Origin of the sequence: Paraburkholderia sp. BCC1886 (assembly GCF_900996245.1) — a bacterium.
GTDB lineage: Bacteria > Pseudomonadota > Gammaproteobacteria > Burkholderiales > Burkholderiaceae > Paraburkholderia.
On the sequence record NZ_CAAJGK010000048.1, the window covers coordinates 95770 to 108773 of the forward strand.

At 62.7% G+C, this 13004-nt stretch carries 7 protein-coding genes; 2 read left to right on the forward strand and 5 right to left on the reverse strand.

The window, feature by feature from the left end; all coding sequences use genetic code 11:
* Window positions 1-64: 64 nt before the first annotated feature.
* On the reverse strand, window positions 65-1243 hold the full coding sequence (locus tag FQ746_RS16915; RefSeq protein WP_144110515.1) for a porin: 1179 nt from the start codon (window positions 1241-1243) through the stop codon (window positions 65-67).
* 321 nt (window positions 1244-1564) lie between these two features.
* On the opposite strand from FQ746_RS16915, the gene FQ746_RS16920 reads away from it, so the two are divergent.
* Entirely contained in the window at window positions 1565-1852 is a 288-nt protein-coding gene (locus tag FQ746_RS16920; RefSeq protein WP_144110516.1) for a DUF4148 domain-containing protein, read from the forward strand.
* Window positions 1853-2597: 745 nt separating this feature from the next.
* Here FQ746_RS16920 and FQ746_RS16930 read toward each other — a convergent pair.
* Genes FQ746_RS16930 through FQ746_RS16940 form a run of 3 tightly spaced genes read right to left on the reverse strand, consistent with a single transcriptional unit; the run spans window position 2598 to window position 5404 of the window.
* Entirely contained in the window at window positions 2598-3281 is a 684-nt protein-coding gene (locus FQ746_RS16930) for a response regulator transcription factor (RefSeq protein WP_144110518.1), read from the reverse strand.
* A gap of 34 nt (window positions 3282-3315) precedes the next feature.
* Window positions 3316-4707 carry an ATP-binding protein gene (locus FQ746_RS16935; RefSeq protein WP_409932405.1) on the reverse strand — a complete coding sequence of 464 codons (1392 nt, stop codon included), beginning with the start codon at window positions 4705-4707 and terminating at the stop codon, window positions 3316-3318.
* A 19-nt stretch (window positions 4708-4726) separates the two neighbouring features.
* On the reverse strand, window positions 4727-5404 hold the full coding sequence (locus FQ746_RS16940) for a response regulator transcription factor (protein WP_144110520.1): 678 nt from the start codon (window positions 5402-5404) through the stop codon (window positions 4727-4729).
* A gap of 371 nt (window positions 5405-5775) precedes the next feature.
* Here FQ746_RS16940 and FQ746_RS16945 point away from each other — a divergent pair, with 371 nt between their 5' ends.
* Window positions 5776-6153 (forward strand): DUF4148 domain-containing protein, encoded by a 378-nt coding sequence (locus tag FQ746_RS16945; protein WP_144110521.1) that lies wholly within the window; start codon window positions 5776-5778, stop codon window positions 6151-6153.
* A 40-nt stretch (window positions 6154-6193) separates the two neighbouring features.
* On the opposite strand, the gene uvrA is transcribed toward FQ746_RS16945, so the two are convergent.
* Window positions 6194-12115, reverse strand: coding sequence for an excinuclease ABC subunit UvrA (gene uvrA, locus FQ746_RS16950; protein WP_144110529.1), 5922 nt, complete (start codon window positions 12113-12115; stop codon window positions 6194-6196).
* Between the last annotated feature and the right edge of the window lie 889 nt (window positions 12116-13004).

The window sequence follows — 13004 nt, forward strand, 5'->3', positions numbered from 1 at the left end:
ACGAAAAAACGTCGCCGGGTCGATCGAACGACCCGGCGACGTTTTTTCATTGCTGCGCGAGCACTTAGAACTTATGCCGCACGCCCACAGCGACGACCGCCTGACGATTGCTCGACGACGACGCCAGCGAGTAGATCGACGCGTTGCCGAGCACGGCGATGCCATCCGCGCCGGACACGTGTTGATACACGCCTTCCAGATAGACATCGGTGCGACGCGACAGCGAGTAGTCCGCCTGCACCATGAACTGATTCCACTTCGGCGCGACGCTGCGGCCTGCGTCGCTGAAATGTCCGTCCGTGAATGTGTAGGAGCCGCCGAGCGAGAGTGCCGGCGTGAGCGCGTAGCGGCCGTTCAACTCGTAGTTGTTGAAGCTCAGGTAATGGCCGTTGACCGTCGAGTAAGCACCGCCCTGGGTGATCTGTGCCGGATCGTTCAGCATGGTGCGGGTGAATACGAGGCCGACGGTCGCCGCGCCGAACGTATAGCGTCCTGCTGCGCCGAGCGTGCGTTGACGCGCGCCGGTGAGGGTCGCGTCGCCGTCGCCGCTGCTTGCTGCGCCGCCCGTGTTGTTGGGTTGATCGACACCGCCCGGCTGGTTGATCTGCAGGTACGCGACCGCGAGATTGAACGGACCGCCGGCCCATTGCGCGCCGAGGCTGTAGGCGTTGTTATTGCTGAAGTTGCCGGCCGAGCCGCTGAATGCGTAGGCGCCGCCGATCGAGAGACCGTCGTAGGTCGCGCTGCGGAATTTGATTGCGTTGTTCAGGCGCAGATCGTTGTTGAGGTTGTCGTTATCGAACGGATGATCGGCGATATTGCCGCCGAATCCCGAGCCGGTTGCCGACAGTGGCGCGACGAAGTCCACGAGGAAATCGTATTGACGACCGAGCGTGACCGTACCCCATTGCTTGCTGGCGATGCCGACCCAGGCTTGCCGGCCGAACTCGTCGCCGCCGTTCGAGAACTTGCCGTTATCGATATTGAAGCCGTTTTCCAGATCGAATACGGCGCTGAGTCCGCCGCCGAGATCTTCGTTGCCGCGCAGGCCCCATCGATTGGTGCTGAGGTTGCCGCTTTCCATCATCCAGTTGCTTTTGCCGCCGGTGCCGGATTTCTGGTTGCTGACGTAATCGAGGCCGGTGTCGAGTGTGCCGTAGAGCGTGACGCTGCTTTGTGCGTACGCGGACGACGCGAGCGTACCGGCGAGCGCGAAGAGTGTGGTTACCAAGGCTTTATTCATGTTTGATCCGGATAAGAGAAGGCGCCGATCCGCGCGATGACGGATCGATCCCGCACACCGTACGGGTAGCCGCAATGTAGATTTGCGCGGTGACAGGCCCGTGATCAAAACAGCGTGTTTCATGAAACGTTTTTTATGTTGACGACACGAGTGCGCGAGCCCTTTGGCGATGGGCTTGCCGACGTTATGACGGATGAAAATCTTTTCATGCGTACATCGCCGATCCGCTAACGGTGGTTGGCTATTCTTGATCTCAACCGATGCACGAAATCACGACGACTCGCGGATCGGTTCATTCAACTTGTTTATGAGGATCCCGATATGAAATCTCTTACTTTGATGGTCGCATTCGTTGGTGTTACCGCGACGGCTTCGGCTTTTGCTCAATCGACGGCACCTGCGGCGCAATTGAGTGCGGCTCCGTCGATGCAGGTGGCTTCTAATAGCACGATGGCGATGACTGGCAGCGGCTCGGGGATGGGCGCGGGCTCGTGGGTCGCGCCGTCGGTTGCGCCTGAGAAGACGCGTGCGCAGGTTTATCGGGAGTTGGTGCACGCCGAGAAGGATGGGCAGTTGGCTTATCTCGACTCGACCATTTATGCGCACTGAGCGTGCGGAGGGTCACTGCGTGAGGCGGATTGTGTGGTTGGGGGTGGCGGGCGCGGTGCTGGCGGTGATGTTGAGCGGATGCGCTGGGTTGGCCGGCAAGCCGGCAAGTAGTGCTAGTACTGCGGACAACTGCGTTGGGCCTGTTAGTTTTTGTGATGTTTATTTTGGGTCTTGAGGTTGGTACGTTTTTTTTTGGGTTTGGTTGGCCTTTCCTTGCTTTCTTAGTGGTCTATTAGCGTTCCCCCTGTGCGGGGGGGCACTTACTTCTCTTTGCCGCCGCAAAGAGAAGTAAGCAAGAGAAAGCGGCTCACACCGCTAATTCTTAAGCGGGTCCCGCGCGCGGTTTCTGGTAGTGGTGCATCTGGAATCCGTTCCCTCGCACATTCCGCTCTTGTGACAAGGCAGTCATTCTTCCGGCGGCGCTTCGCGCGCCCCCGGGTCGTTCTTGGAACCCTCGTTTTTTTTGCCTTCCGTTGTTTACCCATCCGCGACGCACGCAGTGCGGAGTGGGAGCTGATGAGTGCTTTGTCACTAACGTCAAATGCGCGAGGGCACGGATTCCAGATGCACCACTACCAAGGAAATGCTGCGGTTCCCGCTTAAGAGTTAGCGGTGTGAGCCGCTTTCTCTTGCTTACTTCTCTTTGCGGCGGCAAAGAGAAGTAAGTGCCCCCCGCACAGGGGGAACGCTAATAGACCACTAACAAAGCAAGGAAAGGCCAAAAAAGCCAGTGCAACGATAAACATCAAACTTCAACCACCACCTGATACCCAAACCGACTAACAGTCTCAATCCTAACCACACTAACCTTAGCGGCAATCTTCCGCCGCAACCTCGAAACAACAAGATTGACACTAGCCGGATCGACATCTTCCTTCTCGGGCCACGCATACCGAATCAACTGTTCTCTCGCCACCGGCGCATTAACCTGCTTCAACAGGCACTCGAGCAAAAGAAACTCCCGCCGCGTAACGGCAACCCGCCGCACACCGACAACGAGCTCGCGAGTCCCACCATCGAGCGAAGGCAAATCAAAAACAGCAGCGCCCGCAGCCCCCACCCCCCCCTTGTTCCGCTGCAACGCCAACAACCTCTCATGCATTTCGATAAACGAATAAGGCTGACAAAAACACGCATCGGCACCAGCCCTCAACACCCTCGTCCGGTCCTGCGCATTAGCAGCCCCCAACACGACGACGATCGACGCCCCTCGCGTCACATCGGCCAGCTCGGTAACGAACCCCTGCAATTCCGAATAAAGCCCCGCCTCGATCACCATCAGAACGATCGCATCGAAAGGCTCCTGCGAAGCCAGAAACAATCCGTCCCGCAAATCGTCGGCCCGCTGCAAACTATGCGCGCTCTCCTGCAACGCTTTGAACAACCATGCCGCCTCCGGATGAGAAGGCCCTACGAACAGGACACGCATTCACGCTCCTGAATAAACATGAAAGACCCAGGCGTCATGCCAGCGTCCTCGACCAGCATTCAATAGAAATCCGCGCACCAGGCTCCGCATTGCCAATCTTCATCGTGAAGTCGTGCACCCGCATCACCGCCGACACAATGCTCAGCCCCAAACCCGAACCCGCAAGATGCCGCGTACTCTCGCCGCGGTAAAACCGCTGTAACACCGCATCGCGCTCAGCCAGCGCAATACCCGGCCCGTTATCGACGATATCCACCTGCGGGCCCGCCGCCGTCTGGATCAAGGTCATGCGCACGACGCCACCCTCCGGCGTGAACTTGATCGCGTTATCCATCAGGTTGCTCAACGCTTCGAACAGCAACGCGCGATCGCCGTGTATCGCATCGACAGGTTGCACGTCTACCACCACGCGAATCGCCCGGGTCTCGGCGAGCGGCTCGTATAGCTCGCCGACCTCCTGCACCAGCGTGTCCAGCAATACCTCGCCGAATCCGCCGCGCCGCTGCAAGGTGCCAATCTCGGAGATACGCAGCATCGCGCGAAACCGGTCGAGCAGCGCATCGGTCTCGGTACGGGCACGCTCGAGCAATTGCGACAACGCAGCATCGTCGAGTGCATCGGTACGTTCGGCGGCGTGAGCCAGAAGCGTTCGCACATGCGCGAGCGGCGTGCGCAAATCGTGCGCAATACCGTCGCAAGCGCCCTTCACTTCGTGCATCAGCCGCTCGACTTCCGCGAGCATATGGTTCACCAGGTGCGCGAGCATATCCACTTCGTCGCGTCCGCCAATCGGCAACCGCTGCGCGAGATCGCCCTGCGCAATATGTTGCGTGACGCGGCGTATCGCCTTCAGACGACGCATCTGCCGCACGCTCAGCGCAAGTCCACCGGCCACGCCGGCAAGCAGGCAGATAATGCCGCCGCCAACCAGCGTATTGATGATGGTCTCGCGAATCCGCAGAATATGGGTGAGGTCGCGGCCCACCACCAGAATCGAACCGTCGTTGCGGCGCTCGGCCATCGCGCGCACTACCGGCGTCTGCTCGTTGCGGGCCAGCGAAAGCGTCAGGTCGAGCGTCTTGCCGGTGCGTGTGGTGGGTAGCCCGGTGGGATAGACCAGCACGTCGCCTGCCAGAAACCGGCCTTGCGGCGTGAACAGGCCGTAGTAATTGGCATGCATGCGCTCATGCTCGATACGTCGGTGAATCGCGCCGGCGAGTTCGGAATCGGGCATCGAATCGAAGTAGATCAACTGCCAGTCCATCACCACGTCGATCTCGCGCTCCATGTCGCCGGTCAACGCGCAACCGATAATGCCGAGCAGCAGCATGACGGACAGCGAGAACACGACCGCATAGACCGACAGCAGACGGAAGGTGGTGGATTGCCAGCGCCGCCCGAGCGCGGACTGGGCCGGAAAAGTCATGTCCATCAACGGAGTCCGTTCATGCGAGGATATAGCCGGAGCCTCGCACGGTCTGAATCATCTGCGGGACGCCCGGCGGATCGACTTTCTTTCGCAAGCGTCCCATGTGAACGTCGATCAGATTGGTGCCGGGGTCGAAGTGATAACCCCACACCGCTTCGAACAGCATGGTGCGCGTAATGGTCTGGCCGGCGTGCCGCATCATGAATTCGAGCACGCGGTATTCGGTGGGCAACAGGGCAATCTCTTCGCCGTCGCGCTGCACCTTGCGCGAGATGAGATCGAGTTCCAGCGGGCCGACGCGCAAGTGAGTATCGAGTTGCGCGGCCGGCGCCTGGCTACGTCGCAACAGTACTTCGAGACGCGCCGCCATTTCTTCGGGATCGAAGGGCTTGGTGAGGTAGTCGTCACCGCCGGCGCGCAAGCCGCGCACCCGTTCGTCCACGTCGCCGAGCGCGCTCAGCATCAGAACCGGTGTTTGAATGCCGATGCTGCGGATGGTGGTAAGGATGGTCAGGCCATCCATACCCGGCAGCATGCGGTCGAGTGTAATCACATCGTAATCGGTACTGATCGCGCGAGCCATGCCGTCGCGGCCGTTCGCCACCCAGTCGACCGTAAAACCCCGGCCTTCCAGTTCACCGACGATTTCACTCGCGGTTATTTCGTCATCTTCGATCGTGAGTACTCGCGACATGCTGGTTGCGTGCGCCACGAACCGCTCGACCGATGCAAGCGGCGGACGCGGCCGGTTATCTGGGAGGGAACATGATGCCATAGTCGGCTCGGGCGTTTTTGCATGAGCGTGCGATTCGACGGATGCCGCCGCTACGCCCGATGCCAGCCTGCAGGCTACGCGCGCACCCGTAGCGAAAGCCTTTCTGTTTCATGAACAAATATTTAAGTTCGCCAACGCCGAAGCCTGCAAAAGGCCTTCGGGGTGAGTGCCTAAAGCAAGTTTCATCTTGCCGACGCCGCTGCGGTAAGCCCAGTCGTTTAGTGTGAGGTCATGTCGCCGTCGTTTTACGGCGCGACCCGATTCGACTCTTCCCGTGGAAGGAACACACCATGAACACCGCAACGAAATCCCTGCTCGTCTCCCTGCTACTGATCGGCAGCGCTTCCGCCATGGCCGCGCCGCACCTCACGGCGGCGCAATGCAACGACTATCCGTTCAAGCGGACCCAAGGCGAAGTGACGCACAAACAGTTGATGCGCGAATTGGGCGAACTCGAAGCCGCCGGCTACCAGCCCGCCGACGACGACGCCACCTATCCGGCCGACCTGCAAAAGGCGAAGCTGAAAGTGCAGGCCGAATATCGCGCGGACTGCCGGCCGGCCGCAACGCATACGTCGGCGAGCACAGTGCAAACGTCCGCGGGCACCGCGGCTGCCACAGCTGCCGCATCTGCTCGACCCGCCGCCGTCAATCAACCGGCGGGTTGAGCTCGCGGAAGCACGGCTGATTCCGCTAAGGCCGCCGCGTCTATTCGTCCGTCCCAACCGTGCTGAGCGTGCCGTGCGAGCTAACCGTATGGCTCGCCGGATTCGGCGTTCGCGCCAGCACCGGCCGCAGCGCCGCGCCGGTATGGCTCGCCGCGACCTGCACCAGCCCTTCCGGATCGGTGGCCGCGACCAGCGCCCCGCCGCCCACCCCGCCTTCCGGCCCGAGGTCGATAATCCAGTCGGCCTCGGCAATCACGTCGAGATCGTGCTCGATGACGACCACGCTATGGCCGCCGTCCGCGAGACGATGCAGCACGCGGATCAGCTTCGCCACGTCGGCCATATGCAGACCGACCGTCGGTTCGTCCAGCACGTAGAGCGTATGCGGCGGCTTCTGGCCGCGCCGCGTCACGTCGTCGCGCACCTTGCTCAATTCGGTGACGAGCTTGATACGCTGCGCTTCGCCGCCGGATAGCGTCGGCGACGGCTGGCCCAACGTCAGATAACCGAGCCCGACGTCTTTCATCAGTTGCAACGGATGCGCGATGTTGGTGATCGGCGCGAAGAACTCGACGGCTTCGTCGATTTCCATCGTCAGCACGTCGCCGATATTCTTGCCGCGCCACGTGACCGCCAGCGTCTCGGGATTGAAGCGCTGGCCGTGGCACACGTCGCACCCGACCTTGACGTCGGGCAAGAAGCTCATGCCGATCGTGCGCACGCCCTGTCCTTCGCAGGCGGGGCAACGGCCATCGCCCGTGTTGAACGAGAAGCGCGACGCCGTATAACCGCGCGCCCGGGCTTCGAGCGTGCCCGCGAACAGCTTGCGGATCGCATCCCACACGCCGATATAAGTGGCCGGACACGAGCGCGGCGTCTTGCCGATCGGCGTCTGGTCGACTTCCAGCACGCGGTCGATGGTTTCCCAGCCGGTGATCGAATCGCAGCCCTGCCACGCATGCGTGACGTTGAGCGGCGCGCGCGGCGCGGTGCGTGCGAGCACGCTCGAGCGACGGTTCGCCGCCGGGTGCGCATCGCTCGCAGCGGCCCGCGCGCGCCGGGTTGCCGGCGACGACAACACCGAGCGGCCAACCGCGTCCAGCAGATTGGTCATCAGCACATCGCGCGCGAGCGTCGATTTGCCCGAGCCGCTGACACCGGTAATCGCCACCAGCCGCGACAGCGGAATGCCCACCGTGACGTTCTGCAGGTTGTGCAGCTTGCCGCCATGCACGGTCATCCACTGCTCGGGCACCGCGGCCTTGCGTTTGCCCGGGGCGACCACCGGACGACGCGCCTGCAGCGGATGGACGATCGGGTTCGCGAGGAACTGTCCGGTCAGCGAGTCCGCTTGCGCCGACAGATCGGCCACGCTGCCTTGCGCGACCAGCGTGCCGCCGCGTTTGCCGGCGCCCGGCCCGATGTCGATGATGTGATCGGCACGCCGGATCGTGTCTTCGTCATGCTCGACCACCACCAGCGTGTTGCCCTTCTCGCCGAGCTTGCGCAACGCGTTCAGCAGAATCTGGTTGTCGCGCGGATGCAGGCCGATGGTCGGCTCGTCGAGCACGTAGCACACGCCCTGCAGATTGCTGCCCAGTTGCGCCGCCAAACGGATGCGCTGTGCTTCGCCGCCGGATAGACTCGGCGCCGCACGGTCGAGGCTCAGATAACCGAGCCCGACCTCTTCCAGAAATTGCAGACGGCTGCCGATTTCGCTCACCACATCGCGCGCAATTTCCGCGTCGCGACCGGTCATTTCCAACGAATCGACCCACGCGCGCGTATCCGACACGGTCCATTGCGCGACGTCGACGATAGCCTGCGTGTCGAACGTCACCGCGCGCGCGGTCGGGTTCAGTCGCGTGCCGGCGCAATCCGGGCACGGCGCGTCGACCAGACCATCCGGTTCCTGCTCCTCGGAAGGCAGGCTTTGTTCGCGGCCGCGATTGTCTTCGGCGACGACCGTGTCGTCGTAAGCCGCGCGTTGCTCGCGCGTGAGCGCCAGACCCGTGCCGACGCAGGTCGTACACCAGCCATGCTTGCTGTTGTACGAAAACATGCGCGGATCGAGTTCGGGGTAGCTCGTGCCGCAAGTCGGACACGCGCGTTTGGTCGACAGCACTTTGACGGCGCCCAGTTTTGCCGTGGCGCGGCCGCCCGTCAGCGCGGCGTGCAGGCCGTCGAGCGGTGCCAGCAGATGCATGACGCCCTTGCCGATGTCGAGCGTCTGGTCGAGCGCCTCGCGCAATTGCGCCTCGTGATCCGCGGAGATGACGAGGTCGGCCACCGGCAGTTCGATGGTGTGCTCGCGGAAGCGATCGAGCTTCGGCCACGGGTCGACCGGCACGAACTCGCCATCCACCCGCAGATGCGTATTGCCGCGCGCTTTGGCCCACTTGGCGAGATCGGTATAGATGCCCTTGCGGTTGACCACCAGCGGCGCGAGGAAGCCGACGTGCTGCCCTTTGTGATCGCGCAGCAACTGGGCCGCGATGGATTCGACACTTTGCGAGGTGACCGGCGTGCCGTCGTGAATGCAATGCTGCAAACCCAGCTTCACATACAGAAGACGCAGGAAGTGCCACACCTCGGAGGTGGTCGCCACCGTACTCTTGCGGCCACCGCGCGAAAGCCGCTGTTCGATCGCGACCGTCGGCGGAATGCCGTAGACGGCATCGACCTCGGGGCGCCCGGCCGGCTGCACGATGGAACGCGCGTAAGCATTCAGCGATTCCAGATAACGGCGCTGCCCTTCGTGAAACAGAATGTCGAACGCAAGCGTGGACTTGCCCGAGCCGGACACACCGGTAATGACATTGAACTTGCCATGCGGAATGTCCACGTCCAGCGACTTCAGATTGTGTTCGCGCGCGTTGACGATACGCACCACGTCTTCGCCTTCGATCGCCCGGCGCGCGCGTGCCGCGCTGATCGCCTTCTGCAACGGCATGCCTTGCGAGGCCGGTTCGGCCGCCGCGTTCATTGCGCGGTCGTATTGCAGCAGCGCTTCGCCGGTATGCGATTCAGGACAATGCTTGACCTCTTCCGGCGTGCCCGAACACAGCACGCGGCCGCCGCCGTCGCCGCCTTCCGGGCCGAGGTCGATCAACCAGTCGGCCGCGCGGATCACGTCGAGATTGTGCTCGATCACGATCAGCGAGTGACCGCTCGCCAGCAGCTTGCCGAACGCCTGCATCAGCTTGGCAATGTCGTCGAAATGCAGGCCCGTGGTCGGCTCGTCGAACATGAAGAGACGTTTGGCGACGGCCTGTTTCGCGCTGCGCGCGGTGCGCGCCTGCGCCGACTCCGCGAGGAACCCGGCCAGCTTGAGCCGCTGCGCCTCGCCGCCCGACAACGTGGGCACGGGCTGGCCGAGCTTCACGTATTCGAGACCCACGTCGACGATGGGCTGCAACACGCGCAGCACCTCGGCGTCTTTGGCGAAATACGCGGTGGCTTCGCTGACCGTCAGTTCCAGCACGTCGGCGATACTCAGCGCGCGGGCCGGCGAGCCGCGTTCGATTTTGACTTCGAGCAGCTCGGCGCGATAGCGGCGGCCGTCACAGTCCGGGCAGCGCAGATACACGTCGCTCAGGAACTGCATTTCGATGTGTTCGAAACCCGAGCCGCCGCAAGTCGGACAGCGTCCGTCGCCCGAGTTGAAACTGAACATGCCGGGGCCGTAGCCGCGCTGCGTTGCTAGCGGTGCTTTGGCGAACAGCTTGCGAATCTCGTCGAACGCGCCGACGTAACTCGCCGGATTCGAGCGCGCGGTCTTGCCGATCGGTGACTGGTCGACGAACACCACGTCCGTAACCTGATCCGCGCCCGTCAGGCTGCGGAAGGCGCCCGGCGATTCGGTGGCCAGACCGAAATGACGCGCCATGGCCGGGTACAACACGTCCTGCAGCAAGGTGGATTTACCGGAGCCCGACACACCCGTCACGCAGACGAGACGCTCCAGCGGAATCTCGACGGTCACGTCGCGCAGATTGTGTTCGGTCGCGCCTTCGAGCACGATGCGCGGCGTGCTGGCGTCGACGGGACGCTGCGACCAGTGCGCCGCGTCCGCGACGTGGCGCTTCCCGCTCAGATATTCGCCGGTGAGCGTGCCCGACGAGCGAATGGCTTCGGGCGCGCCGTCGAAGATGATCGAGCCGCCGCGTTCGCCCGGGCCCGGGCCCATGTCGATCAGACGATCCGCCGCGAGCATGACCGACGGATCGTGTTCGACCACGACCAGCGTATTGCCGGCATCGCGCAAACGATGCATGGCTTCGACGATCCGGTTCAGATCGCGCGGATGCAGGCCGATGCTCGGCTCGTCGAGCACGAACAGCGTTTTGGTGAGCGACGTGCCGAGCGCCGTGGTGAGGTTGATCCGCTGCACCTCGCCGCCGGACAGCGTGCGGCTCTGGCGGTCCAGCGTCAGATAGCCGAGGCCGACGTCGCACAGATATTTGAGGCGCGTGCGCACTTCCGCGAGCAGCAGCTTGAGCGCGTCGTCGAGCAAGGCGCTGGGCAGATTGATTTCGTCGAAGAAGCGCCGGATGCGGTCGATCGGCATCAGCATCAGATCGTGCACCGTCAGGCCCGGCAGCGCTTCGAGCTGAGCGCGATTCCACTGCACGCCACGCGGCAGGAAGCGGCGCGCGGGCGGCAGCACGTCGTCCGCATTGGCCTTGCTGCCGAGGCGCCACAACAGCGATTCGGTTTTCAGACGCGCGCCGCCGCAGGTTTCGCACGGCGTGTAGCTGCGGTATTTGGAGAGCAGCACGCGGATGTGCATCTTGTACGCTTTCGATTCCAGATATTCGAAGAAGCGCTTGACGCCGTACCAATGCGTTTGCCACTTGCCGTTCCAGTCCGGCGACCCGTTGATGACCCAGTCGCGCTCGGCGTCGGTGAGTTCGCCCCACGGCGTGCCGCGGCGGATGTCCGCTTTGGCCGCGTAGCGCATCAGATCGTCCTGGCACTCTTTCCACGCGGGCGTCTGCATGGGTTTGATTGCGCCGTCGCGCAGCGTTTTGCGCGCGTCGGGGATGACGAGCCCGAGGTCGACGCCGATGACGCGACCGAAGCCGCGGCACGTTTCGCAGGCGCCGTAGGCCGAGTTGAACGAGAACAGCGCCGGTTGCGGATCGGCGTAGCGCAGATCGCTGTCGGGGCTATGCAGTCCGGTGGAGAAGCGCCAGATGGTCGGCTCCGCGGGTTCGGCTTCGGGCGCTTCCGCGCTGGCCGGCAGCACGTAGATATTGACGCGGCCGCCGCCTCGTTTGAGCGAGCCTTCGATGGCTTCGACGACGCGTTGTTTGTCGACCGAACTCAGACGGAAGCGGTCGGCGACGACGTCGAGCAGTTTGCGTTTGCCGGTGGGCGAATCGACTTCGCGCTGGGCTTGCACGCGGGTGTAGCCGCTGGCCGAGAGCCATTGCTCGACTTCCTGTTCCGATGCCGATTCCGGCAATTCGACCGGGAAGGTGACGACTAGCCGGGGTTCCTGTTGCTGGGGTTCCTGTTGCTGGGGTTCCTGTTGCTCGGTGCGTTCGAGCAATTCGGCGTAGATGGTTTCCGGCGTGTCGTGGCGGACGGGTCGTGCGGTCTGTTTGTCGAACAGTTCGGCGGCGCGGGCGTAGAGGAGTTTCAGATGGTCGTTCAGTTCCGTCATGGTGCCGACGGTGGAGCGCGAACTGCGCACCGGGTTGGTCTGGTCGATGGCGATGGCGGGCGGAACGCCGTCGACCCGATCGACCTGCGGGCGGTCCATGCGGTCGAGAAACTGCCGGGCGTAGGCGCTGAACGTTTCGACGTAGCGGCGTTGGCCTTCGGCGTAGAGCGTGTCGAAGACGAGGCTCGATTTGCCGGAGCCCGATGGGCCGGTGACGACGGTCATTTCGCCGGTGCGGACGTCGAGATCGACGTTTTTGAGGTTGTGCTGGCGCGCGCCGCGGATTTTGATCGAACCGGGGTGGCGGCCGTCCGGGCTTGGGGTGGCGGGTTTGGCGCTATTGCCGGCGGCGCCGGTGGGGGCGGGTTTGGCGGTTTTACCGCTGTTCGTACCGGTTTTACCGTTCGTACCGTTTGTACCGTTAGATGACAATTTTTTCGACCGTCTGGATTGATTGAGCCACGTCGGACGGGCGCAGCGCGGCGCGTTGCTGGTTCGTGTGGCAGTGGGCGGCGGGTGGGACCGCCGGCTCGTAGCTGGATACTATACTGTATGTTTGTACAGCTTTGGGTTGGGGGCTGCGCTGGGCTCTTGTGAGCAATGGGTGTGCCGAGGGCTGCTTTTTTTCGTTGCACTGGCTTTTTGGCCTTTGGCCTCTCCTTGATTTGTTAGTGGTCTATTAGCGTTCCCCCTGTGCGGGGGGGCACCTACTTTTCTTTGCCGCCGCAAAGAAAAGTAGGCAAAAGAAAGCGGCTCACACCGCTAATTCTTAAGCGGGCCCCGCAGCATTTCCTTGGTAGTGGTGCATCTGGAATCCGGTCCCTCGCGCATTAAGCGGTAGTGACAAAGCACTCATCAGCGCCCACTCCGCACTGCGTGCGTCGCGGATGGGTACACCGCGGAAAGCGAAAAACCGAGGGGGGTAGAACGACGCGGGGGCGCGCGAAGCGCCGCCGGAAGAATGACTGCCTTGTCACAAGAGCGGAGTGCGCGGGAACACGGATTCCAGATGCACCACTACCAAAGAACCCGCGCGGGGCCCGCTTAATAGTTAGGGAAGGTCTGCAAAAGTCCTGGCGTTGACGTAAGTGTGAACTATCCTGGAAGAGGGATAGTTAAGGGGAATGCTGATGACGCAACTGGGCCTTGGGTTGGACCTGTCAACGAAGCGCACGCGCAA

Bases quoted from the DNA above. Each gene is read 5' to 3' on its own strand.
- FQ746_RS16935 (WP_409932405.1), bottom strand. From the start codon at position 4,707: ATGACTTTTCCGGCCCAGTCCGCGCTCGGGCGGCGCTGGCAATCCACC.
- FQ746_RS16920 (WP_144110516.1), top strand. From the start codon at position 1,565: ATGAAATCTCTTACTTTGATGGTCGCATTCGTTGGTGTTACCGCGACG.
- FQ746_RS16945 (WP_144110521.1), top strand. From the start codon at position 5,776: ATGAACACCGCAACGAAATCCCTGCTCGTCTCCCTGCTACTGATCGGC.
- FQ746_RS16940 (WP_144110520.1), bottom strand. From the start codon at position 5,404: ATGTCGCGAGTACTCACGATCGAAGATGACGAAATAACCGCGAGTGAA.
- FQ746_RS16930 (WP_144110518.1), bottom strand. From the start codon at position 3,281: ATGCGTGTCCTGTTCGTAGGGCCTTCTCATCCGGAGGCGGCATGGTTG.
- FQ746_RS16915 (WP_144110515.1), bottom strand. From the start codon at position 1,243: ATGAATAAAGCCTTGGTAACCACACTCTTCGCGCTCGCCGGTACGCTC.